This is a genomic window from Flavobacterium cutihirudinis (genome assembly GCF_003385895.1).
GTDB classification, from domain to species: Bacteria; Bacteroidota; Bacteroidia; order Flavobacteriales; family Flavobacteriaceae; genus Flavobacterium; species Flavobacterium cutihirudinis.
Genome location: NZ_QRDQ01000008.1, coordinates 1,132,364 through 1,157,896 on the forward strand (window position 1 = coordinate 1,132,364; position 25,533 = coordinate 1,157,896).

The 25,533-nt window shown below is 34.5% G+C and carries 18 protein-coding genes; 4 read left to right on the forward strand and 14 right to left on the reverse strand.

Features of this window, described 5'->3' with window-relative positions:
* The first annotated feature begins 89 nt into the window (after positions 1-89).
* Complete coding sequence (locus tag BD847_RS10605; RefSeq protein ID WP_115888221.1) at positions 90-956, forward strand: DMT family transporter; 867 nt, start codon at positions 90-92, stop codon at positions 954-956.
* 246 nt (positions 957-1,202) lie between these two features.
* Here BD847_RS10605 and BD847_RS10610 read toward each other — a convergent pair whose 3' ends face one another.
* Positions 1,203-3,251, reverse strand: a complete 2,049-nt coding sequence (locus BD847_RS10610) for an insulinase family protein (protein WP_208641794.1) — start codon at positions 3,249-3,251, stop codon at positions 1,203-1,205.
* A gap of 11 nt (positions 3,252-3,262) precedes the next feature.
* Positions 3,263-4,585 carry a M16 family metallopeptidase gene (locus BD847_RS10615; protein WP_115888223.1) on the reverse strand — a complete coding sequence of 441 codons (1,323 nt, stop codon included), beginning with the start codon at positions 4,583-4,585 and terminating at the stop codon, positions 3,263-3,265.
* A gap of 273 nt (positions 4,586-4,858) precedes the next feature.
* Between BD847_RS10615 and rplU the strand changes: the two genes are divergently transcribed.
* Both rplU and rpmA read left to right on the forward strand, forming a co-directional pair.
* Complete coding sequence (gene rplU / locus BD847_RS10620; protein WP_115888224.1) at positions 4,859-5,296, forward strand: 50S ribosomal protein L21; 438 nt, start codon at positions 4,859-4,861, stop codon at positions 5,294-5,296.
* A 24-nt stretch (positions 5,297-5,320) separates the two neighbouring features.
* Positions 5,321-5,581 (forward strand): 50S ribosomal protein L27, encoded by a 261-nt coding sequence (rpmA, locus tag BD847_RS10625; RefSeq protein ID WP_068844918.1) that lies wholly within the window; start codon positions 5,321-5,323, stop codon positions 5,579-5,581.
* A gap of 99 nt (positions 5,582-5,680) precedes the next feature.
* Here the strand turns inward: rpmA and BD847_RS10630 are convergent, their stop codons facing one another.
* The 4 genes from BD847_RS10630 to miaE all read right to left on the reverse strand — a co-directional run bounded on the left by BD847_RS10630 (position 5,681) and on the right by miaE (position 11,718).
* Positions 5,681-7,345 carry a serine hydrolase domain-containing protein gene (locus BD847_RS10630; RefSeq protein WP_115888225.1) on the reverse strand — a complete coding sequence of 555 codons (1,665 nt, stop codon included), beginning with the start codon at positions 7,343-7,345 and terminating at the stop codon, positions 5,681-5,683.
* Between the two features lie 75 nt (positions 7,346-7,420).
* Entirely contained in the window at positions 7,421-8,233 is an 813-nt protein-coding gene (locus BD847_RS10635; RefSeq protein ID WP_115888226.1) for a helix-turn-helix domain-containing protein, read from the reverse strand.
* A 104-nt stretch (positions 8,234-8,337) separates the two neighbouring features.
* Complete coding sequence (locus tag BD847_RS10640) at positions 8,338-11,094, reverse strand: AsmA-like C-terminal region-containing protein (RefSeq protein WP_115888227.1); 2,757 nt, start codon at positions 11,092-11,094, stop codon at positions 8,338-8,340.
* Between the two features lie 42 nt (positions 11,095-11,136).
* A complete protein-coding gene (miaE, locus tag BD847_RS10645) occupies positions 11,137-11,718 on the reverse strand; it encodes a tRNA-(ms[2]io[6]A)-hydroxylase (protein WP_053472563.1) in 582 nt (193 codons plus the stop codon).
* A 114-nt stretch (positions 11,719-11,832) separates the two neighbouring features.
* On the opposite strand from miaE, the gene BD847_RS10650 reads away from it, so the two are divergent.
* Positions 11,833-13,074, forward strand: a complete 1,242-nt coding sequence (locus BD847_RS10650; RefSeq protein WP_115888228.1) for a glycosyltransferase family 4 protein — start codon at positions 11,833-11,835, stop codon at positions 13,072-13,074.
* Between the two features lie 71 nt (positions 13,075-13,145).
* Here BD847_RS10650 and BD847_RS10655 read toward each other — a convergent pair whose 3' ends face one another.
* The 8 genes from BD847_RS10655 to porU all read right to left on the reverse strand — a co-directional run bounded on the left by BD847_RS10655 (position 13,146) and on the right by porU (position 25,400).
* Complete coding sequence (locus tag BD847_RS10655) at positions 13,146-14,024, reverse strand: helix-turn-helix domain-containing protein (RefSeq protein WP_115888229.1); 879 nt, start codon at positions 14,022-14,024, stop codon at positions 13,146-13,148.
* Positions 14,025-14,101: 77 nt separating this feature from the next.
* Positions 14,102-14,653 carry a carboxymuconolactone decarboxylase family protein gene (locus BD847_RS10660; protein WP_115888230.1) on the reverse strand — a complete coding sequence of 184 codons (552 nt, stop codon included), beginning with the start codon at positions 14,651-14,653 and terminating at the stop codon, positions 14,102-14,104.
* 372 nt (positions 14,654-15,025) lie between these two features.
* Positions 15,026-16,873, reverse strand: a complete 1,848-nt coding sequence (locus BD847_RS10665) for a hydrolase/aminopeptidase (RefSeq protein WP_115888231.1) — start codon at positions 16,871-16,873, stop codon at positions 15,026-15,028.
* 92 nt (positions 16,874-16,965) lie between these two features.
* Positions 16,966-18,612 carry a pyruvate dehydrogenase complex dihydrolipoamide acetyltransferase gene (locus BD847_RS10670; protein WP_115888232.1) on the reverse strand — a complete coding sequence of 549 codons (1,647 nt, stop codon included), beginning with the start codon at positions 18,610-18,612 and terminating at the stop codon, positions 16,966-16,968.
* Between the two features lie 4 nt (positions 18,613-18,616).
* Positions 18,617-19,615 (reverse strand): pyruvate dehydrogenase (acetyl-transferring) E1 component subunit alpha, encoded by a 999-nt coding sequence (gene pdhA / locus BD847_RS10675; RefSeq protein WP_035645485.1) that lies wholly within the window; start codon positions 19,613-19,615, stop codon positions 18,617-18,619.
* A 158-nt stretch (positions 19,616-19,773) separates the two neighbouring features.
* Positions 19,774-20,256 carry a cytidine deaminase gene (gene cdd / locus BD847_RS10680; RefSeq protein ID WP_115888233.1) on the reverse strand — a complete coding sequence of 161 codons (483 nt, stop codon included), beginning with the start codon at positions 20,254-20,256 and terminating at the stop codon, positions 19,774-19,776.
* 72 nt (positions 20,257-20,328) lie between these two features.
* Positions 20,329-21,525 carry a type IX secretion system outer membrane channel protein PorV gene (gene porV / locus BD847_RS10685; protein WP_115888234.1) on the reverse strand — a complete coding sequence of 399 codons (1,197 nt, stop codon included), beginning with the start codon at positions 21,523-21,525 and terminating at the stop codon, positions 20,329-20,331.
* Positions 21,526-21,566: 41 nt separating this feature from the next.
* The gene (gene porU, locus BD847_RS10690) at positions 21,567-25,400 is read right to left on the reverse strand and encodes a type IX secretion system sortase PorU (RefSeq protein ID WP_115888235.1); all 3,834 of its coding nucleotides are present in this window, start codon (positions 25,398-25,400) and stop codon (positions 21,567-21,569) included.
* Positions 25,401-25,533: the final 133 nt, after the last annotated feature.

The following is a 25,533-nucleotide window of genomic DNA, read 5'->3' on the forward strand; positions in this document are numbered from 1 at the left end:
TTAAGTTGTCAATATGTTTGTTGCAAAATTAATAAAATTCAAGAGGTCAGTTCGTAAAAATAATACAAATTTGCAGTAAATTGCTGTTTATGGATGCAAAACAATTAAAGTGGGCTTATCTGTTGGTTCTTTCGCTAATCTGGGGAAGTTCTTTTATTTTGATAAAAAGAGGTCTTGTAGGTTTAACTGCAATTCAGGTAGGTTCGTTCCGAATTATTTTTGCTGCTCTGTTTTTATTGATTTTTGGATTTAAGAGTCTGAAGAAAATTTCGGCACGTCAATGGAAATTTGTTGCTATAACTTCCTTTTTCGGAACTTTTATGCCTGCGTTTCTTTTTGCTATTGCAGAAACCGAAGTTGATAGTTCAATTGTAGCTATTTTAAATTCGCTTACGCCTTTAAATACTTTGGTTTTGGGAATTCTCATTTTCGGAATTCAATTCCAAAAGCGACAAGTTTTAGGCGTTTTTGTTGGTTTGATTGGTTGTTTGCTTTTGGTTTTAAGTGGCGCATCAGCTCATCCGGGACAAAATTATTATTATGTTGTTTTGGTTGTGATTGCGACACTTTGTTATGCGATCAATGTCAATTTAATTAAGAAGTATTTGCATGATCTGAATTCGGTAAGTATTACGACCGGAAATTTTACAGTTTTGCTTTTACCGGCATTAATCATTTTAAGTACAACAGATATTTCTCAAAGAATAAATATTGACATTACGCAGCATTCTGTATTTTTTGTAATGATTCTGGGTGTTTTAGGAACCGGAATTGCTAATATTTTATTCTTTAAATTAATACAAATATCTTCTCCTGTATTCGCGACATCAGTTACTTATTTGATTCCGATTGTTGCTTTCTTTTGGGGATTATTAGATAATGAAATGCTTACGCCAATTCAGTTTTTTGGTGCGTTTATTATTTTGATTGGAGTTTATTTGTCGGCTAAAAAGTAACTTTTGGTGTGTGAAATGTCTGTTGTAAAAGTTTAGATGTGAATTTGATTTTATGCGGATGTCACCCTGAGCGATCCCGAGGCTTCGGGAGAAGGGCGCACCAATTGGAACGGGCTTTTCCCGAAGTCTCGGGACGCTCAGCCTGACAAAAAGAGCGTAAAAATGAAAAAAGCTTTGTCAAAGTTTAAAACTTTGACAAAGCTCTAGAAATCTTAGTGTCTTAGCAACTTAGAACCTTAGCATCTTTTAAAGAAAATCTGCATCAGAAACTCCTTCATTTATTTTGATGTCAGACATTTTGATATCCAATTCAAAACCTACATTCTGAATTAAATTAAAAGGGACTTTAACGCCTTTTACTTCTTTATAATCATTAAAGTTTGTGATTTGCGTTGCTGATTTTCCGCCTTGTTCGCGAACTTTAGCTTCGGCTACTTTTAATCCTGATTTTACATCATAATAATAAGTGGTTTTTCCGTCTTTAATTGCGTAGGCGTCACTACCGTTAATTGGCTCAATATTTTCAACTTTTAAATCTGTTCTTTTGATCAGTTGTAATTCTTCAAACGGAGCGGCATTTGCTTTCATTTCTTTAAGATCGTCGCCTTCCAGGTTTTTTCGTTGCCCTTGTTGTTCGATGTAAGCGCCTTTTTCATTTACAACCTGTTTCATTAAATTCATAGTTCCCATCGAAAGAGAAACCATCATTTTTCCTTTAGAATCCAGTTTTGATGTAAAAGTTAGCGGAGATGGCGCTTGCGGAACCGTTGTGCTTCCGTTCATGTAAAGTGTTTTTACCGCCGAAACTGCTTTTTCCCCACCAATAGCTTTTATGTAATTTTCGAAAACAGTTTTTGCTGTAACGCTTGCTGGAACTTCTTTTTTAGTTGCTGGTTTTTCAACAGGACTACCATATTTGTCAAAATAATAAATCGGGATTTGAAGTTTTTCAAGACCGGAAATTACATCAGAACCTTTTCCTGCAATAACAATTCTCATATTGTCAAGTAAGAAATATTTGTTTGCTACACGGTAAATATCATCTGCAGTAACATTGTTGATGGTTTGAATGTACTTTTCGTAGAAATCTGCTGGTAGTTTTTCGGTTTCAATATTTAAAGCGTATCGCGCAACAGACTGCGGTTTTTCAACCTGCATAACAAATCTTCCGATATATCCTGCTTTAACATTTCTCAGTACTTCAGGATCAACTCTTTCTGTTCTGATTCTTCTAATTTCTTTTATAAATTGAACAACAGCGCTATCTGTTACTGTATTTCTAACGGCAGAGGAAGCCTTGAATTTTGTTACATATTTCCCGGTTCCAATGCTTGAATTAGCGCCGTAAGTCCATGCGTGCTGTTCGCGTAAATTCATGTTCAAATAACTGTTGAAATCGCCTCCTAAAATTTGATTTGCAATTACAGCAGGAAAAAAATCTGGATCATTCATTCTTAAATTCACGGTGTTTATCAATGAAATTTCAGACTGAACTGCGTTTGGAACATCTACAAAATCGATTTGAAGTTTAGAAACATTTTCCGGATCAGGATAAGTGTTTTTTGGTGCTGATTGTTTTTTCCATCCGCTAAAAAGTTTTTCAACAGCAGCTTTTGTTTCTTTAAATTTGATATCACCAATGATTACCAAATAAGCATTTTCAGGAACAAAATAAGTGGCATAATTAGCCTGAACATCTGCTAGAGTCACATTTTTTACCGTTTCTTCAGATAAATATTCTCCTGATGGATGGTTTTTCCCAAAGGCTAAAACGTCTACAACGCGGTTTGCAATTGCGGGAACGCTTTTTTCATCTGCTTTTAATCCTTCCAGTAATTTAGCTTTTTCTTTATCAAATTCTGTTTGGGTAAAATTAGGTTGTAAAGCACCTTCAGCTAAAAGTTCGAGAACGCGGCCGGAATATTTTGAAAGTGAACTTGCATAAGCACCGCGAGAGGAGAAATTGATATTTGCACCATAAAAATCAATCTCTTCGTTAAAAGCTTCTTTTGCTGTTTTTTTGGTTCCGTTTCCGATTAAACTACTGGTTAATTCGTCAACACCTTTTTTGTTTCCTTCTGTAAATGGAGCATTATCTAATGTTAGATTAAAGCTTACTCTTGGAAGTTTATGGTTTTCAACAATCAGAACTTTCATCCCGTTTGCCAAAACAAAAGTTTGAGGTTTTTTGATATTGACTACAGGCGGATTTCCTGGTTTTGGTTGTGGTCTGTCTTGTGCTTGCATAATTCCAGTGAGGAATAAAAGGATTAAAACTGTATGTATTTTTTTCATGATTCGGGCTCTTAATTTTGAACTTTAGTTGAAGGGACGTAATCTAAAATTAAACGCTGGTTTGGGTTTAAATACTTTTTGGCGACTTCTCTAATTTCTTCTCTTGTTATAGAGTGATAAAGATCGATCTCGGTATTAATCAGATTGACATCTCCGTAAAGCAAATAATAAGAAGCCAGATTTTCGGCAATTCCTTCAACAGTTGCATTAGCGTTCACGAAATTATTGTCGAATTTGTTTTGTAATTTTTCGTAATCTTTTTCAGAAATCAAATCGGTCTGAATTTTTACGATTTCTTCGTCCATTTCTTTTAAAATGTCGGCCGTTGTGTTTGGTGCCATCGGTAAACCATATAAAATGTACATTCCGTAATCTTCCTGGCTGAATCCAACTGCGCCAATCTGAAGCGCCATTTTTTTATCGTCAACTATTTTTTTGTATAATTTTGAACTTTTTCCATCACTTAAATAAGAAGATATTAAATCTAAGACTCTTGCATCTCTCGTTTTCATTGATGGCGTTCTGTATGAAGCAACAACCATTGGGATCTGAATGTTAGGATCTTCATAAGTTGCTTTTATAGTTTGGGTAATTGGTTCTTCGACAAAAGTTTGTTTCTTAACTTCTTCTCCTCTTGGAATTGGAGCAAAATATTTCTGAATCCATTCTTTTGTTTTAACCTTGTCAAAATCTCCCGCAACTACTAAAACTGCATTATTTGGCGTGTAGAATTTTTTATTAAAAGCCTGAAATTCTTCCAAAGTTGCGGCATCCAAATCTTTCATAGAACCAATTGTAGTCCAGCGATACGGATGGTTTTTGAACATGTTCTTTTTAACCTCCGGAAGAATATTTCCGTAAGGCTGATTGTCGTAACGCATTCTTTTTTCTTCTTTTACAACTTCATTTTGCGTGTCAACTCCAATCTTATTAATAATAGGGTGCATTAATCGTTCTGATTCCATCCATAAACCAAGTTCAAGACTGTTTGATGGAAAAACTTCGTAATAATACGTTCTGTCATCAGAAGTATTAGCATTATTAACTCCTCCGTTTGCGGTAACGATTTTCATCCATTCACCACGTTTGATGTTCTGAGTTCCTTCAAATAATAAATGTTCGAAAAAGTGTGCAAATCCTGTTCGGTCAGGGCGTTCGTCTTTCGAGCCAACATGGTACATCACAGATGTGATAACTACAGGCGCAGAAGGATCGTTATGCAAAATGACATGCATGCCATTGTCTAGGTTATATTCTTCAAAAGCTACCTTTTGAGCATGAGCAACTCCGCCGAGCATTAATGCAGCACTTAACATCATTATTGAATTTTTCATAGAGATTAATAATTTACATTTACCTAACCAAATAGGTAGTCAAGGGTTGATTTTAGTTACATCAAAAATAAGTTTTTTTAGTTATGAATTGTGTTTTGAGGGTTATTTTGGTGATACTTTAACAATCATTTACTTTGAAAACTGGCTTTTATAGACGCAAAATCCCTTGAAAAACAGATATTAAAGCGAATTTAATATTTTTATAATTTGGGATTGCACAATAAATTATTAGTTGTATATTTGCAACCTTAAAAATCAATAAATCAATTTGGTATGTATGCAATCGTAGAGATAGCAGGGCAACAATTCAAAGTAAGCAAAGACTTAAAGGTTTATGTTCACCGTTTGGCTAATGAAGAAGGTTCAAAAGTTTCTTTTGACAAAGTTCTTTTATTAGATGATAACGGAAATGTAACTTTAGGCGCCCCAGCTATAGAAGGTGCTTCAGTAGAAGCTAAAGTGTTACAACACTTAAAAGGTGATAAAGTTATCGTTTTCAAAAAGAAAAGAAGAAAAGGATACAAAAAAAGAAATGGTCACAGACAATATCTTACACAAATTGTAATTGAAGGTATTACTGCAGCAGGAGGAACTAAAAAAGCAGCAGCTAAAAAAGCGGTTGTAGCAGAAGAAGTAGCTACTGAAGAAGTAGAAGCTCCTAAAGCTAAAAAAGCAGCTCCAAAAGCAAAAAAAGAGGCTACTAAAGAATAATAACAATATTTAAACTCATACGTCATGGCTCACAAGAAAGGTGTCGGTAGTTCGAAGAATGGTAGAGAATCAGAATCAAAACGCTTAGGTATTAAGATTTTTGGTGGTCAGGCTGCTATTGCTGGTAACATCATCGTTAGACAAAGAGGTTCAAAACATAATCCAGGTGAAAACGTTTACATCAGTAAAGATCACACACTACACGCAAGAGTAGCTGGAGTTGTTAAGTTCCAAAAGAAAAAAGATAACAAATCTTATGTATCTATCCTTCCATTCGAAGCATAATCATTAGATAAATTATTATAGAAAACCCGTTCAGAAATGAACGGGTTTTTTGTTTTCTATAAATTTTATGTGATTATCTATATAAAGAAACGATATTATTTATTGCTTTATTATAGAAGGCAATATATAATCTAATACAATTTTATCTGCCTGTGCATGTGCATATGGTTTGTTGTAAGCTTTTGAAGTGATAATGATTACCAGAGGAAGGTCATTGAAAATTATAAACTCATTTCCTCCATTACCAGCGCAATAATAGGATTCGTAATTTTTGTCGTTGAAAGTAAAAGTCTTGTTCCAAAACAAAAAGCCGTAGAATTGGTTTTCTCTTTCAGGAATTTGAATTTGATGCGTTAAAGTTTTTTGAATCCAGTCAGCCGGAATAATTTGTTGGCCTTTCCAGATACCTTTGTTTTTATATAATTGAGCATATTTTGCATAATCAAGTGAAGTCATTTGTAGGCTTCCCGCGGTGTTGGCTACTTTTTGGGGCGTATATTGCCATTGATAATTTGTTATGTTTAAGGGTTTAAAAAGCATTTTATCAGCATATTTTTCTAATCCATCAGGAACAGATTTATTTATAATATCGCCTAATAAAATTGTGCCTGCTGTAAAATAATCCCATTTGCCTCCATTAGTTTTAGAATTATCCATGGGTAAGTCTAAAGTGAATTTTACCCAATTATCTGTTGGATACATGTTTTCTTCGTTTCCTGGTGAATCACCATCTTGGTCAGAACCGTCGAATGCTGAGCTCATCGTGAGTAAATCTCTTATTTTTACACTGTCCTTTTTTGCTTCATAATTTGTAAATTCCTTTAAATTATAGAAATTGTTCAGAGTTTGATTTTCATTTTTAATATGTCCATCTTTTATGGCAATTCCCATTAATGTTGATGCAAAAGACTTTCCTGCTGATCGGGTGTCATGTAAAGTGTTTCTGTTTGCGTCATTGAAATACTCCTCAAGCAATAGTTTTTTATCGTAAATAACAACAACGCTTGTTATTTCCTTCAAACTATAATTTGCGATATCATTATTAAGTTTTTCTATCTTCTTTTTGTCAAAAGAAAAGTTTGAGAGCTCCCAGTCGCTGTTTGTTGCTATTGGCTGAATTTCGATTTGTTTTGCAGTTAATCTAGGAGTTTTTATAATAAGCTGAATTTCGCCTTTTGCGATTAGTTCTCCAGTTGTAACGTCATTATTGTCATTTTTTAGATAAGGACGAATTTCTATTTTTAGTTTGTGTGTGCCCTCGGTCAAAACTTTTTCACCGCCATTAAGTTTAAATCTGTCCCACATATACATTGCCCACCAATCTTCTCCTTTTGAGCTCGTAAGTGGAACTCTAAATGTTGTTGAAGTATTTTTGTTTCCGCTTGATCCAAAATTGCATCCGTAATTAATGTTTTCTTTATAAATGAAATTGTTGTCAATATAAAAGGAAAATTGAAGGTTTCCTGTTTGTAAAAGCTTTTCTGCAGTCAAATCAGGGTTTAGTTTATGTAAATAATTCGTAACAGAATTATCCATAAAAACTCTGATATTCAAATCTGATTTGCGTTTTAGTTCGAAAGATTTTAGAAAATCAGATTCTTTGTATTGATCTAAAGGAATGTTTCCATTCATAAAAGTAATCTTGCCGATATTATTTTTGTGCAGCTCGGTTTTGATTCCATCGGTTTTAATCAGATCATTGCTTTGTGCCGAAACAATGCAGCTAAAAACTAATATTAATACTAAAAAGATTCGTTTTATCATGTGATTTTTATAAGAGTTAAAATGCAAAACTACGGCACGGTGATTTCATAAAATTGTATAGAATTAACATCTGACTTATTTTTTGAAAAGTAATTTTTTATGTTCCGAAGGGTTTAAGCCGTTTATTTCTCTGAAAGACCTGGTCAGGTGGCTCTGATCAGAAAATCCACATTCGTACGCAATTTCAGTTAGAGATTTATTTGGTAATGAAATTAAAGATAAAGCTTTTTCTACTTTTAATTTTCGGATATATTCACCCAAATTACAGTGAAAATATTTTGAAAAATCTCTTGAAAGATGAATAGGGTGTATGTTTAGTGTTTTTGACAAATAATCAAGTGTGATTGTTTCTGTGAATTGGTCATGGAGAATTTCGTCAATCATTAAAACCCATTTGGGATTTTTATGTAGAATCGAGTGGGAATTACCATTTAGTTTTGATAATATCTCAATCAACAATGTTTGTGTAGCGAGATCAGAATGAATATCATCAACCTTAGTTGCCCTAAAAATTTTATACATTAAAAGTTTAATGTCCGGATTTAAAATCGAGTTACTTCCTTGAAAGTTATCGCTATTGAGTGTTAAATCATCAAACCATTGTTTTTCAATTTCAAGATGAAAACCTCTTGTAAAGCCATCTGGTTTAATATTGTAGTGAGCTTCCTGCCAATTGTGGAACAATAAACTGCCCGGAGAACAATTATAGACTTCTTTTTTATTGCCTTCAATAACATTTCCCTGAAGGATAAATGTAAAATAAGCATGCTCATGATAATGCCAATCTACTTTAGGATGTGTATAAACGGTATCTGTCAATGTAATTCCTTCAAGCAAAATTGTTTTGTTGGTCTGACCGTAAAATTCACCTTTTTTTGAATGTTTCATGACTAAATCGCTTACTGATCTTTTTTTGATTTGAAAATCAAAGCTATAAATATAATTTACAATAAAATAAAAAACCTGTTCGTAATGAACAGGTTTTTATGATTTTATTCTTCAGTATCCTTAGTTTCTTCCAGATCCTGAGATTTTCTGCCGACTTTTATTTTAGGATTATCCTGTGTTCCGGTAACAGTAAGCGGAATTCCGAAAATCCCTAATGGAGGTAGTCCTAAACGCATTTTCAAATTCAGTTTTCCGTCTAAACTTGTTGTTCCTTCGATTCTTGGGCGGAAGCCGGCAAATTTGAATTTAAAACGTTCTACCGTCATAATATTATTTTTGATCGTCGTTTTAATGTCAACTTTAGAAAGATCTGGATTTTTCATTGATTCCGAATTGGTTTCCTTGCTCACGGCAGTAAACATTTTTAATCCTCGAACTTTTACATCTTTTACAGAAAGTGTTCCGCCACCGGTCAGTGAAGGATAAACAGGTTCCATATTTCCGTTCAAACGTCCTTTTAATTGATAATCTAATGAAACAATTCCTTGTGCTTTTTCTGCAGCACTTGCCATTTTTCTAAAGACTTCTATTTCGTTGTACGCTCTTTTGATATCAAAATCAGTTGCTTTGATAGCGTAATCAAAATTTGCTTTTTGTGGAGTTATAGCCTGATAATTAGCATTCATAGTCACTTTGCAACCAATTAAATCAAAACCTGTATTTTGCATCGTCAGTTTACCTTTGTTCATACTTAGGTTTCCTGTTGCGTTTTGAAGATTTAATTTGTCAAAATTGACTTTTTGAGCATTAGCTGTAAAATTCAAATTCAGATTGGTTGGAATTATAATAACACCACTTTGCGTATTTCCTGTTTTTGTTTCCGGTTTTGGAGCTGAATTTTCTGTAACAGAAGTTCCGGCAGTAGTTTCGGACATAAATTCATCAACATTAATATATCTTGATGAAGATTTAAATGAGCCTCTTAAAACACCTGTATTCGAGGTCGCATAGTTAAAGACATTCTGTAAATAACCATTCATTGTAAAATCAGATTTTCCGTATGTAGCCAAGAAGTTGTTGAAATACATTTTATCTTGATTGATTTTAAAAATTCCTTCTATTATAATGAATTTTTTAGGCAGATATTCTGATGTAATTCCAATGTTTCGTAGTTCAAGTGTTCCTTTATTGTTTAGTTTGCTGTAATTGCCTTTTTCAGCATCGCTTTGTTTTCCTTTCAAAACTACATCAGCTTTTACAAAACCGTCTAAATCAAGACCTTTTTGAGAGAAAACTTTATAAATTTTGTTAACATCAAGTTCTCCTTTTGCTTTAATGTCATATGTCAAATCATCAAAATTGCTTAAATCGGCTTCTACAAAAACAGGTTTTCCTTCAAAAGTAAATTGTGCCGGTTTTAGTTTTACTTTCAAATCGTCATAGGTTCCTTTTTGATTGTCGATTCTGGATTTAATAGTAATATTTGTAATCGGATTTGGGTAATATGGTGTTTTTAAATATCCGTTTTCTAAATTAATTGTTCCTTGCGTTTTTGGGAAAAGTCTATTTTTTTGATCGAATTTACCATTAACTACAGCGTCTCCGTCAAGATTTCCTTTCAATACAATATTTGAAATTCCAAGAGCGGTCATCAATTTTCCAAGATCGATTTTAGCTTTTAAATCGGCATCAACAACTGGAGTAGTTACTCCGGTTACGTGGAATTTCGATTTTAAATAATCTTTATTAATGTTTAATGATAGATTTTTAGCATCGACATCTACCAAGTCCGGATTTAAATTTGGGACTTTAGTTTTAACATCTAAATTTAGGTTGGAAACCGGAAAAGCACTTTTGTTGTAATTCACAAATCCGCTGTCGATTTTTACATCAAGATCGAGTTCCGGAGCAATATTTTGTGAAGCAATATAATCACCTTTTAAAGTCAGAAGAAGATTTGTATTTCCTTTCAATTCGGCTTTAGAGAGCCAGGTAATATATTTTGGAGGGAAAGCTGTGAAAACATCATACAGCTTGCTATTATTTGATTTTATTACAAAATCCATATTATAGCCATCTTTCAAAAAGTCAAATTTCCCTTTAAAATCGACTAAAAGCTGATTGATTTTTAAGTTGTTTTGCTGGAAGAAAAAAGATAACGAATTGACATTTACTTTCGTAATCAAATCGGCGTCGACCTTTTTGTTCATTAAATAAGGTTCATTTTCGTAAACAATATTTAATTTTTCGATTTTAGCTTTCGAATACAAATCAAAAACCGATTTGTTTAAGTCGCCTTTCCCTAAATAATTAAAACCAAAAGCATCAAAATGGACTTTAGTCGACTGGTCGTCGTAAATTATTTTGCTATTTAAAATTTCAATTCGTTCTAATTTTAAAGCGGTTTCGGTGCTGTCTTGAGGATCTGAAGGTTTTGACGATTTGTAAATGTTATAATTTGCCTCTCCTTTCTCATTTATTTTTACATTGATAAAAGAATTTGACAAGTAAATTTGATCAATTTTTACCGTTTTGCTAAAAACCAGACTGGCAACATTTATTCCAAAAGAAACTTCCTTTGCTGTAATGAATTTTTCTTTAGTATAAGGAGCAGATCCATTAAGGTTTAAATCGCTTAAAGTTAGTGTCAGTGAAGGAAAGTGGTGAAAAAATGAAACCGAAACATCAGAATAATTCAATTCTGCGCTAAGCTTTTCATTTGCTGTTTTCTTAATCTGTTCTTTAATTTTGTCCGCAAAAATAATTGGCGTTAAAAACAATAATCCTATAATAACAACAAAGGTTATTCCAAGATATTTAAGGATTTTCAATACTATGGATTTCTTTTTACTTGTAGTCATATCAAATTATGGTATTTGTTTTTAGAAAATATTCAGAAAAAATTACCCGTGTACAGTTTCGCTTTTTCCGTAATTGGTAATTATAGAACCTTCGTATTCAATCCATTCTTTCCAGCGTTTATCAATATCGATATTGTCTTGGTATTTTCTGGCGAAACCTAAAAAAGTGGTATAATGTCCTGCTTCAGAAATCATTAAATCGCGATAGAATTTTGCCAATTCTTCATCTTTAATATTTTCTGAAAGTACTTTAAAACGCTCACAACTTCTGGCTTCAATCATTGCAGAAAATAATAATCGATCACAAAGTGCGTCTCTTCGACTTCCGTCTTTCTTCATAAACTTAAAAAGTTCATTTACATAATGATCCTTGCGTTCGCGCCCTAAAGTAAGTCCGCGTTTTTTGATTACATCATGAACCATCTGTAAATGTTCCAGCTCTTCACGGGCAATTACCAGCATTTCAGTCACTAATTCCTCTAATTCAGAGTTATAAGTAACAATGCTTATCGCATTTGAAGCTGCTTTTTGTTCGCACCAAGCGTGATCCGTTAAAATTTCTTCGATATTTGATTCGACTATATTTACCCAGCGAGGGTCCGTCGCTAACTTTAATCCTAGCATAATTCTTTAAAAAAAATGTTCCTACAAAATTAGTGTTTTTTTACAACCGAATCTCAGGAAATTGGGTGCAAATCCGCGGAAAAAAGCATTATTTTGTAATATGAAACAAATATTATGAATCAGATAAAAAAACTTTTAATTATTGGGTTTGTTTGGCCTGAGCCGAATTCTTCTGCAGCAGGTGGAAGAATGATGCAGTTGATTTCTATTTTCAAAGAAAATGGATTCGAAATTACCTTTGCCAGCGCCGCACAGGACAGTGATTTTATGGTTGATTTAGCTGAGTTTGGAGTTTCTAAAAAAAGCATAGAACTTAATTCTTCCAGTTTTGATGATTTTGCTGCCGAATTAAATCCCGATGTAGTTTTGTTTGACCGATTTATGATCGAAGAACAATTTGGATGGAGAATAATCGAAAAATGCCCGAAAGCAATCCGGATTTTAGATACTGAGGATTTGCATTGTTTAAGAACTGCAAGACAAAAAGCTTTTAAAGAAAAACGAACTTTTGAGCTTTCGGATTTGTTGTCTGAAGAAGTCGCAAAACGAGAAATAGCCAGTGTTTTACGATGCGATTTGTCTTTGATTATTTCAGAATATGAAATGAATATTCTGAAAGATGTTTTCAAAATAAGTAGTGATTTAGTTTTTTATCTTCCGTTTTTGGTTGAAGAAATGAATGAAGAAGAGTTGCTTAAACTGCCTTCTTTTGAGAATAGAAAAAACTTTGTTTTCATTGGGAATTTTCTCCATGAACCGAATTGGAATACCGTTCAGCATTTAAAAGAATCAATATGGCCTTTTATAAAAAAGGATTTTCCAGAAGCTATTTTGGAAGTTTATGGTGCTTATCCATCGCAGAAAGTTTTGCAATTGCATCAGCCTAAAAATGGTTTTTTTATAATGGGAAGAGCTGGAGATGCAAATGAAATTGTAAAAAAATCAAGAATTGTTTTGGCGCCGATCCGTTTTGGTGCAGGCTTAAAAGGAAAATTATTAGAAGCGATGCAATGCGGAACACCAAGTGTTACAACTTCAATTGGTTCGGAAGCTATGCATTTTGATTTACCTTGGAATGGTTTTATTGAAGATAATCCTGAAGTTTTTGCAAAAAAAGCAATCGAACTTTATCAAGATGAAAATCTTTGGAAACAAGCTCAGAAAAACGGTATCAACATCATCAATAAATGTTATCAAAAAAAGGATTATTCAAATAAATTGATTTCGTTGACAAATTCGCTTTTAATAGATTCCGAAAGTCATCGTCTTCATAATTTTATGGGTAATTTGTTGCAGCATCACGCTTTTAAAAGTACAATGTATATGTCAAAATGGATTGAAGCGAAGAATAAATAGTCGCAGTTTTCAGTCGCAGTTTTCAGACCTATAATTACTGAAAACTGCGACTGAAAACTGAAAACTCTAAACTAAGCTTCCATTTTTCCAAAGCCTACTGTCTCACGATAAATTTGTGGCGAAACATCAGCATTTGTTTTAAAGAAACGGCTGAAATAATGTTCGTCGTCATAACCTAATTCATACGCGATTTCTTTGACCGTTTTGTTGGTCATATATAATTCTCTTTTGGCTTCGATAATGATTCTTTCCGATATTAAATCGGTTAACGTTTTGTTGAAATAATTCTTAGCTAGTTTGGCTAATGCTTTTGGAGAAATATTGAGCAAATCGGCATAATTTCCTGCAGAATGCTTGGTTTTGAAATTCAGTTCAATTGCATCTTTTAGATTTTGAAGAATAATAGGTTCTTTTGAATCTGGAACCGATTGCATTTCTTCTAATTGTTCTGTTTTTAATCTAGAAGCTGTGATTAAGAAGATTTTTAAATACGAAATAAGTAATTCATATTGTGCCAATTCTGCATTCTGAATTTCAGCTTTCATTTGGTCAATCACCATTTTAAAAGTCTGTGAAGCCTGTTCTGTAACTTGAACATAAGGTGGCTGATAAATATTATTGAATAAAACGCCATTACAAGAAACCTCTTTTTGATGCATGTGAATACAATAAAAATCAGGATGAAAGTGAATCGCGATTCCTTCAATTGGTTCGTTTACGCAAAGCATAAAAGGCTGATAAGGCGAGAAGGCAAGAAGTGAATTTTCTTCAAAATGATGTTCTGCAAAATCAGCTTTTACTTTGCCTTTTCCTTTGGTTACCCAAATCAAAGAATAGTAATTGTTTCGCTGTAAATGATCGAAATGGCTGTTGTCATCAAACGAAAGAATTTTGAAAGCCAAATTACCATTCTGCGGATTTATTAAAGTGAAAACATTTTGAGAGCTCATAATAGGCTGTTTTTGAAACTATAAAGATAGCTACGAAATGAATTCAGAGCTATCTTTATAGTTTGTTTTTTGTTGTATTAATTTTGAAATTCTAAGCTAGAAACCGCTGGGAAATCTATTTCAGTATTAGCAACGTTGTTAAAGTAGTTTGTTAAAACATTTAAAGCTACGTGTGCAATAGTTTCGGCAATTTCAGCATCAGAAACTCCTGCAATTTTAGCTTTGTTAACATCTTCATCGTTTACTAAACCATTTTTGCTGATTAAAGTTTTAGCTAGTTGTAAAATAGCTTCTGTTTTAACGTCATCAGAATTTCCTTTTCTTGCTGCCTGTAAAACTGCTGGATCTGCTTTTACTAATTTTTCTCCAATAAAAGTGTGCGCTGCTAAACAGTAATCACAAGAGTTGCTTTCTGAAACTGCCAATGCAATTAATTCACCTGTTTTTGCACTTAATTTTCCATGGCTTAATGCGCCACTTAAATTCAAATATCCTTCAAGAACCGCTGGAGAATTTCCCATTGTTCTCATCATGTTTGGAACAACACCTAATTTTGCCTGAACTGCATTGAATAAATCTTTAGTTTTTCCTGTTACTTCTTCTGGGTTTAATGCTGTTAATCGTGCCATTTTATTTAATTTTTAAAGTTGTTATTTGTTGTTGTCTTTTGACATTACAAAGTTGCGGCGATTACAGATTTTAGAACATGGAGGATTGACGCTATGTGATGGATAATTTTCCCTGAGTAGTTTTTAGATAAAAAAATGCCCTATTGCACATCGTAATAGGGCATTTGAATGATTACAATTTTATATCCCGTAGGGATTGCATATCGGTAGAAAAAGAATATTATGCATTATGGTCATTTGTCCCTTCAGGGACTACACATTATAAAGAATTGGTTTAGTCCCTAACGGGACAATAGAAACGTTCGCATTTTTTTTCTACCGATATGCAATCCCTACGGGATATAAAATTATAAACTAAATGTTTGTAGTTATTTATTTTAAAATGCCTTCAACAGCTTGAATTGTTGTAGCATGATAACCAGATTTTGCTTTATCAAAAACCTGTTTTACCCAAACTTTTCCTTCAGGAGTTTTAACCATTTCTTTATAAAGCATCATTACAGAACCCGTTCTGCTGATTCCAATTAAAAATTGCTCAATTGCTGGATATGCTGTTTTGTATTGATGTTTTAATGCCTGAACAAACCATTGACGCTTGATAATGAAATTCCCGCCTTTTGTAAAGTTGAATTCATTATCAATTGCTTCCATTTCTTTTGCAGTAATATCAGCAGGAAGATGATCTATAAAGTGCTGTTTTTCTGCCGTAGTTGTGATCTTTTTGCTTAAACCTGTGACTCCAGTTTCTCTCCAGCTTTTTTGAATTTTGTCAATAGCATCAAAATCTGCTGAACTTACCGGAAGAATATTGGATGGAATTCCTGGTTTATAAATCCAATCTTCTAATTTGATTTTATCTGCTAAAGCTTTGTCGCCTTTGATTAAATTGTCATTTAAATATTTTACAAAATCTTCTGTTGTAATAGATTGAAAAGCATGAGAATCAAAATAATTCTTAATAAACGGATCAAATTTCTCTCGTCCAACGGCGTTTTCAATAACTCTTAAAAAAGCATATCCTTTAACATAAGGAATTTGGCTGATTCCATCGTCGGGATTTCTTCCTGTAAGACTTACTTTTAATCTTGTATCTGGATTTGTGTCTCCATATTCTGCAACGTTATCGGTTAATTCTTTGTTAGTGATAACATTTTGCATTTCAAATTCTTTTTTTCCGAAGATTGCTTCTCCAATTCTGTGTTCTACATAAGTTGTAAATCCTTCGTTAAGCCAGATGTCATCCCAAGTTGCGTTTGTAACTAAGTTTCCGCTCCAGCTGTGTCCTAATTCGTGTGCAAGCAAGCTAGTTAATGAACGATCTCCTGCAATAACGCCCGGAGTTAAGAAAGTTAAGTTTGGATTTTCCATTCCACCATAAGGGAAACTTGGAGGTAAAACCAAAACATCGTAGCGTCCCCAGCGGTAAGGCCCATATAATTTTTCAGCAGCATTTACCATTTTGCCAAGTTCAGCAAATTCATAAGCTGCGCTTTTTAAAACAGATGGTTCTGCATAAACTCCCGTTCTATTATCGATTGCTTGAAATTCAATATCTCCAACTGCAATTGCCATTAAATAAGACGGAATTGCTTTGTCTTGTTTGAAAGTGTAAACTCCAGTATCATTTTTCTTCTGCGGATTCACAGCACTCATTACAGCTAGTAAATCTTTAGGAACCGTAACTTTAGCATTGTAAGTAAAACGAATTCCTGGTGAATCCTGACATGGAATCCATGTACGTGACCAAACGCTTTCGCCTTGAGAGAAAACAAAAGGTTTCTTTTTGTCTGCCGTCTGTTCTGGTTTAAGCCATTGTAGTGCAACACCATCTTTAGTTGTGTTGTAATAAATGTTTACTTTAGTCGTATTTGGTTCAATTGTAATATGAATAGGTTTTCCGTGAAATTCGGTGGCTGCACCAAGCTCGAATTTGGTTTCTTTTTCGTCGTCACCTAAAGTTACTTTTGTAATATTTAAAGTGTTTTCGTCAAAGATAATTTCATTCCCTTTGCTAACGTTGTCGATCGTCCAAGATGCTTTTCCTGAAATGGTTTGAGTGTCAAAATCGACTTTGATATCAAGATCAAGATGTTTTACAACAGCTAGTTCTGGCTTTGAATAACTATGTTCATCTACAATGGCTGTTGGTTTTTCGGTTTGCTCTTTTTTCTGGCAGGCAATTGCTGTCAGAAATAAAGCTGCAAGAATTAATTTCTTCATATTGTGAGGTATTGAATTAGAGGATGAAAATTAAACAAAAAATCCCGTTTTGAATAAACAAAACGGGATTTAATTATAAAATTAACAACTAATTACGCCAACATTGTAACTGGGCTTTCGATGTATTGTTTTAATGTTTGTAAGAACTGAGCACCAGTTGCACCATCAATTGTTCTGTGGTCACAAGCTAATGATAACATCATTGTGTTTCCAACTACAATCTGACCGTTTTTAACTACTGGTTTCTCAACAATTGCACCTACAGAAAGGATAGCAGAGTTTGGTTGGTTGATAATTGAATTGAATTCAGTAATACCAAACATGCCAAGGTTAGATACTGTAAAAGTACTTCCTTCCATTTCTTGTGGTCCTAATTTTTTGTTTTTAGCTCTTCCGGCAAGATCTCTTACTGAACCACCAATTTGAGATAAACTCATAGCGTCAGTAAATTTCAATACAGGAACTACTAATCCGTCTTCAACTGCTACAGCAACACCAATGTTTACGTGGTGGTTGATGATGATAGCATCTTCTTTCCAAGTAGAGTTGATTTTTGGGTGTTTTTTCAATGCTAAAGCACAAGCTTTGATTACCATATCGTTGAAAGATACTTTTGTATCTGGAACGCTATTGATAGCAGCTCTAGCCTGCATAGCTTCGTCCATGCTTACTTCAATCACTAAGTTGTAGTGAGGAGCAGTGAATAATGATTCTGCAAGACGTTTTGCAATGATTTTACGCATTTGAGAGTTTTTGATCTCTTCTGTGAAAACTTCCCCAGCAGGAACAAATACTTTTGGTGCAGCAGGAGCAGAAGCTTCTTGTTTTGCAGCAGGTGCAGAAGCAGCAGGTTGTGCTTGTGCAGATGGAGTAAAGTTCTCAATATCGCTTTTCACGATACGTCCGTTTTCTCCTGATCCTTTAACTTGGTTTAATTGGATTCCTTTGTCAGAAGCAATTTTCTTAGCTAAAGGGGAAGCTAAAATTCTTCCTCCGTTTGAATTGTCAGCAACAGTTTCAGTTGCTTTTTCAGCGGCAGGAGCAGCTTTTGTTTCTTCTGCAGCAGGAGCACTTACAGGTGCAGCGCCTCCGGCAGTATAATTGTCGGCAATTCCAGAAATATCAGTTCCAGCTGGCCCAATGATAGCTAATAAGCTGTCAACAGGAGCAGTGTTTCCTTCTTGAATTCCGATGTATAATAATGTTCCAGCATTGAAAGACTCAAACTCCATAGTCGCTTTGTCAGTTTCAATTTCTGCTAAAATATCACCTTCAGCTACAGCATCACCCACTTTTTTCAACCAAGTTGCTACTGTACCTTCAGTCATTGTATCACTCAAACGTGGCATAGTTACTACTACAACACCTTTTGGTAATTCAGCTGCAGCTTTTGCAGGAGCAGCAGTTTCTGTTTTTGCTTCAGCAGCAGGAGCATCCGATTTTGGAGCTTCAGCAGCAGCAGGAGCATCACCACCAGCTAAAAGAGCAGAAATGTCTTCTCCTTCGTTACCAATGATGGCTAATAATGAATCAACAGGAGCGGTTTCTCCAGCTTGAATTCCGATATGTAAAAGAGTTCCTTCGTTAAAAGATTCGAACTCCATAGTTGCTTTGTCTGTTTCAATTTCAGCTAAGATATCTCCTTCGCTAACTTTGTCGCCTACTTTTTTTAACCAAGTCGCTACCGTTCCTTCCGTCATAGTATCGCTCAAACGAGGCATTGTTACTTTAATCGCCATGATGTTATAGTTTATGAGGTGTAAATGGATAGTCTTCTTGTGCGTATACTACATCGTATAATTGCTGTAAGTCTGGATATGGAGATTCTTCAGCGAATTTTTGACATTCTTCAACTAAGTCTTTAACTCTTTGGTCAATAACTTCAATTTCTTCTTCTGTAGCATATTTTTGATCCAAGATTACATCAAGAACTTGTGTAATTGGGTCAATTTTTTTGTACTCTTCAACCTCTTCTTTAGAACGGTATAATTGTGCATCAGACATAGAGTGTCCTCTGTAACGGTACGTTTTCATTTCTAGGAAAGTTGGTCCGTCTCCGCGACGCGCTCTTTCGATCGCTTCGTGCATTGCTTCAGCAACTTTTACGGGGTTCATTCCGTCAACAGGTCCACAAGGCATTTCATAACCTAAACCTAATTTCCAGATATCAGTGTGGTTTGCAGTTCTTTCTACAGAAGTTCCCATTGCATAACCGTTGTTTTCAACGATAAATACAACTGGAAGTTTCCATAACATAGCCATGTTAAAAGCTTCGTGTAAAGAACCTTGTCTAGCAGCACCATCACCAAAGTAAGTCATGGTAACACCACCAGTGTTGAAATATTTATCAGCGAAAGCTAAACCAGCTCCCACAGGAATTTGACCTCCTACGATTCCGTGTCCTCCGTAAAAACGGTGTTCTTTAGAGAAAATATGCATAGAACCTCCCATACCTTTAGAAGTTCCTGTTGCTTTTCCTAAAAGCTCAGCCATTACGTTTCTTGGATCAACGCCCATACCAATTGGCTGTACGTGGTTTCTGTAAGCAGTAATCATTTTGTCTTTAGTCAAGTCCATAGCGTGCAATGCACCTGCTAATACAGCTTCTTGACCATTATATAGGTGTAAAAAACCTCTAACTTTTTGTTGAATGTATAACGCTGCAAGTTTGTCTTCAAACTTTCTCCAAAGTAGCATGTCTTCGTACCACTTTAAATATACTTCTTTTGTAACTTCTTTCATCTGAATTCTTTCTTTTGCTAAAGTTTGTTTGTGTTATCAATTGTTGCCTATAACGCAAAATAGTTTCCTCCCACAAATTTGCGCCCGAAAGGTCGGGATGCAAAAATAAGACATTCCTATTAAGAAGTAAAATTTAAAAGGTACTTTTTGGCTTTTTTTTACAAGAACTTTTTGTCAAACATAAAAGGAAGTAAATTTTTTAGGGATGCTGATTTGTAAACTTCGCCTATTTCGCCCATAAAATAGATTTCTATAGGGGTGTCTTGTTTGATTTCGTATTCTGCAATCGATTGACGGCACGAACCACAAGGAGGAATAGGAGCAGTGGTTTGGTTGGTCTCTGAAGCAGCTGTAATGGCCATTTTTATGATTTTAGCATCTGGATAAACACTTCCAGCATGAAAAATTGCAACGCGCTCAGCGCATAATCCTGACGGATATGCCGCATTTTCCTGATTTGATCCTAAAACTATTTTTCCATTATCAAGTAGCAATGCAGCACCAACTTTAAACTGCGAATAAGGTGCGTATGCTTTTTTTCTAATTTCGATAGCTTGATTCATTAAGTCCTGAATTTCTTCTGAAAGTTCTTCCAAGCTGTTGTAAACTAAAAATGAAGTTGTAATATTGATTTCTTTCATTGTTTTTATGGGAAAAAAAATCCAAATTCCTAAGTTTAGAAATTTGGATTGTTATGTTTTTATTTGAATCGCTTAGTATTCTTCGTATTTGTCTCCAAAGTTAAACGTTAAAGAGAAACGAAGTGTATTTTCTAACGGATTTTTAACTTTTGAAGTTGAGAACAGATACGAAACGTCCACTTTTACGATATTGTATTTGAAACCAGCTCCTAGAGAGAAGAATTGAACCGCACCTTTTTCAGGGCTTTGATGATAATATCCTGCTCTAAAAGCGAAGGAATCCTGATACATATATTCACCTGCAATACTATAAGTCACTTCTTTTAGTTCTTCGCTAAATCCGTCAGGCGCATCTGTGAATGATTTGGCAATTCCTTCAACCCAACCTATATCATGGTATTTGTTGTAGCTGATAGTGTTTGCTTCTTGTTGTGTAATGTCTTCCGGATCTGTAAAATCGCCATCGCCGTTTACATCTACCGGTGTTCCAGGTCCCGGAGGAGTTGGTACTAATAGTTTTGTAAATTCTACACTAACGGCAAATTTGTTATAATCGTCTAAAATAAAGTCAAAGCCACCTCCAATTCGTAAATTGGCTGGTAAAAAGTTTGAACTGATATCGTCATTGTCATAACTGATTTTTGGTCCTAAATTCTGAACATTAAAACCTGCTCTCCATCTTCCGTTAAAATCATTATAGGCAATTTCCTCGGATTGATAAAATCCGGCAACATCAACCGCAAATGATTTTGCTGCTGTTGCATCAACTTCTTCTGAAGCTACTTTTAAATTAGAACGAATGTATCTTCCGGCTACAGCCATAGAAAAGGTTTCACTTAATTTCAAAGAATAAGATCCGTCCAAAGCAAATTCATTTGGAGATACAATATTAGGTGTATCGTTAGGGTCTTTTCTTAGCTCAATATCTCCAAAACCAAAATAACGAAAACTTCCGGCAAAAGCACTTTTTTCATTGATTCGGTTGTAATAAGTTAATTGACCAAGTGAAATATCATTTGCTAAGTCTGTTAAATACGGAGTGTAACTGATAGATAATCCTTGTTTGTCTAAAGCGAACGCATATTTCGCCGGATTCCATTGTTGAGAGAAAACGTCAGATGAAGTTGCAACACCCTGATCTGCCAAACCGGCAGCTCTTGCGTCAGCAGCGACTAATAAAAAAGGTACTCCAGTGCTAATAATTCGATCTTGCGCGTTTGTGTATGAAATTGCTAAAAGACAAATTACTAAAAGTGCTATTTTTTTCATTTATGGGGATAATGGTATTTAAGGTGCAAATATAGATATTATTATAAAATGACAAGCTTTTCGAATTTTTCTGCTTTTTTATTTGTTAAATTCGACTTGACAGTTAGTTTATAAATGTAAACTCCTTTTCCTATCCGATCTCCAAAATCATCCCTGCCGTCCCATGTTATTTCTCTTGATAAAAAGCCTTCTGTAGTAATAATTTGGTTTTTGGTCCAAACTACTTTTCCTGTAATGGTCATCACTTGTACTTGAACTTCAAGCGGCTCGTAGGGTCTGTTATGTGAAAACCAAAATTGCGTGTAAGTTGAAAATGGATTAGGATAATTAAGAACGTGTGTCAAAGTCAATGATTCGTCGCCGACAACTATAAATTGTATTTCACTTGTAACGGGATTGTTGTAAACGTCCCATGCGGTGAAGCTTATAGTGTGTAATCCCGGTTTTAAATCTCTAAGCGGAAAGCGTAAATTTCCATTTGTATAATCGTCTAATTTGGTTTGATAATAATCGTTTAATATATAAGGATTGCTTACATCTCCATCTAAAATCGCTATAATGTCGTGACCAATTCCGCTAGCGGTGTTTATTCCGTTTTCATCTTCCAGAAATGCTAAAAGAAATGGTGATTCGTTTGTGATACCGCCTGAAACAAACGTTTCATCGTTCATATATAACTTCACTTTTGGACTAATATTGTCCTGTGGTGCATTTTCATTTATGCCGCCTATTTTAATGGCAGTATTAAAGCCGGATTGGTTTTCTAGGGTGTTATTTTTTTTGGAATAAAAACTAATGCGGCCGTAGTCAACCGGAACGCGAATATCTCTTGGTACAACAAAGCTGAATTCGAATTGACCATTTGTAACAGATGCATTTCCTCTGAAAATAGTCTCTCCTAAGGTTTTAAATGACATTGCAGGGCTATATCCGTCATTGTTTAATGTCGAAGACGTAATCAATTTATCGAAAATAGCAGTAGCTAATTCTCCGTTGTAATTGTTTAAAAGAGTATTGTTTTCATCGGTAATCTCACCTGATATTTTGATTTTTGAAAGTGATTTTAAGTCAGGAATTGGCTGAGAAACATCAATGTCGTTTACTTTTGTTAAAACGATTCGTGGTTTTGGAATTGCCAGCATCAAAGCGGGATCTCCAATGTAAAAAACGACATTGCTGGACGAGCTTGGGTTTTCGTTTTTTGAAATTCGAAGCGCCTCTGCTATAGAAGTATATTGATTCGAGCTGTATGAAAATAAATTTTTGCTAAGGTTATCGTTGAAATTTTCGGCATTAAACTGTCCGATAGCGCGAATTGTCGTTAACATTGAAATAGCGCCGCCTTTTGGATTCCAAAATGTATATTCACCTGCAGTGGGTCTTGTTGGATCGTCAAATCTGGAGAATTCGCAGGTAATGGTAATAAATAAAGGGTATTTGTACTGATTGTTTAAATTCTGGCCATCTGATTTTTCCCAGATTCGTTCGCTTGCCAATCCATCCTCGCCGCCATGTCCCAGATAATTAAAAACCAAAGCGCCTTTCTCGAAAGCATTAAACAGGTCTGTTCTGGCTTTTGGGTATCTGGATCCTCCGGCAGAAGCTTCCTGAATATACGAGTCTAAAATGATTTTATCAATATTGAAAAATGGTTTTTGAGTAGCTATTAAGTCAGCTAAAGCATTTTGTCGAGACTGAAGCGAAGCATCCGAGCTTTGGTCGGAATCATCGCTTATTAATACAAGATTGTTTCTCCAGTTTCCGTAGGATTTAGTGTCGTGATATTCTACTACTTTGTTTACCATTTCACTGGCTTGAGCATTGTCTGAAACTAGCATTCTGCCTACAGCAATATCAATACCTCCAAAAAAGTTGGTTATGTTTCCTTCGTCAGGGTCCATTAAGCCGTAAAAATCGTCAGAAGCAAATGCAGCTTCGCCTATAGTATTGCTTACTAAAGAATGATATATAGGTACAATGTTGGTGTTGTTGGAGATTCTGTCTTTGTAGTCAAAAGAAGCATCTCCAAATAAATTCACGTATTTTAATCTCTTGTCAGTTGAAGAGGCATTTTCGTAAATATATTTAATGCAGTTTCTGATGGCAGAAATATCTTGTTTGCCGGAAGAAAATTCCTGATAGATATTTTCTAAAGCAATTACTTTTACATTCAGATTGGAATAAGTACGATGAAAAGTGGCTAATTTTTCAGCTTGCGAGGATAATGATTTTGGTGTGATAATAACATAATCAATATCCTGAAAATTATTCTGCGCATTTTTAAAAAGAGTTCCTTTTAAATTTTGATTGGCTACTTTTGATTGATTGTCTTTTAGTGGACTGAGATAATCAGACTCATCAACAGCGATGTATTTTCTGATTTCACCTAATGTGGCTTTAAAGCTAAATGTTGTCTGTTTTGGATTGTCAATTTTGGATACATTATATAGGTCTGTGATATCCCAAATTTGGGAAATACCAGCTGCGTTGCTAATGGTATAATTGGCAATTCCGGATGTAGCTCCGGCTAAATCATATTGAAACTTGAATTGCTTTCCGATGCCAAGTAATTTCCTTTTGGCGGTAATATTAATATAATCAAGATATCCTTTTGATCCTGGTACACCGTTGTTGTTGTAATTTAGTTTAATTGTTATATTGTCTGAACCGTTAAACGTTGTGTTTACAGGCAATTTTCCAGTATTAAACTTAATTTCGGCGCTAGGAGTTAATGCGCTGAAATTGATATTTCCAATATTTTGTCCGTTGGCACTTACTGCAAATGAGGTTGGAGTGAAAGCTGCTGAAGCGGCAACAAGCTCTATTTTTACGGGAACAGTTGTTTCTAAATTTAGAAAATTAAATGCGAATTCCTGTTCCTGATTAACGTCAAAAGATTCACCAAACCATTGACGTCCCAAATGTGCGATATTCGTCTGGTCGATTTCATGATACTGATAGTCATCAAACGTGTTTAGTTCTAATGTGCTGTTTCCTGAAGGTTGTGCAATGTTTGAAATACGTTTTCCGTCGCTTCCTACGATTGTAATGTAATAGTATGATTTTGAGCTAAATATATTAATGTTGGTAAGGCTTTCGTTGTTCCAGTTTTCGACGCCTTCAGCATAAAAAAGAATGTAATCTTCATTGTTGAAAACGCCATCGCTTTCGCCAATAATCTGAATTGCATTTTCAGTTAAATCATCAGGATAAAAAGTACTATTGCTCAGTGGTAGCATTTTTCCTCCGTTTCCATATATTTTAATTCTTCTGGGATCGATATTTGTATCAAATCCTAAGCTTTGCAAAAAAGATTTTGAGAGTTTATAAACGCCTGATTTCTCTACGTAGAAACGATACCAGTCACCAGTTGCCAGTACAGAATTGGAAATACTATTATTTTTTTGAGTAGAAAAAGTGTTGGTGTTTTTGGCTGTGTTTTCTGCTGAGGAATATGAAAATGATCGAATACGTTTAAAACTATTTCCTTCCTTAATTATAGGTGAAAGCGATAGAAAAAGTTCTTTCTTGCCTCTTGATGTAGCTATTTTTAACGTTTCATTTGGTTTTTCTGCAATGTTTTCTCCAGCTAAATCGCCTAGATCGTTACTTGAAACGGATTCGTAAACGATATTGGAAATCTTAATTGAAGTATTGTTTGAATAACCTGATTCGTTTAGAAAAAGGAGTAGTGTTATGTTTTTTTTAGTAATATCGTATCGGAAACTGTTTCCTGAAAAGTACGGAATTGTTGTTTTGAATTCGCCAAAACTCATTTCTTTTTTAGCATGCCAATCTATCGTAAAGCTCCCGTTTATCTGTGAAAACGAAAGGATTGGGAGTAAAAAAAGATATAAGATTAAGTTTTGTTTCATAGATCAGGAAAACGAAATTATTTACAAAATATTTTAGTAAGTAAAAATATAGTATTTCATGTTATAGTAAATAATAAAAAGTATATTTTTGCGTTCGTAACTATAGGTTATTTTTCTGTAAAAAACAGCTAAA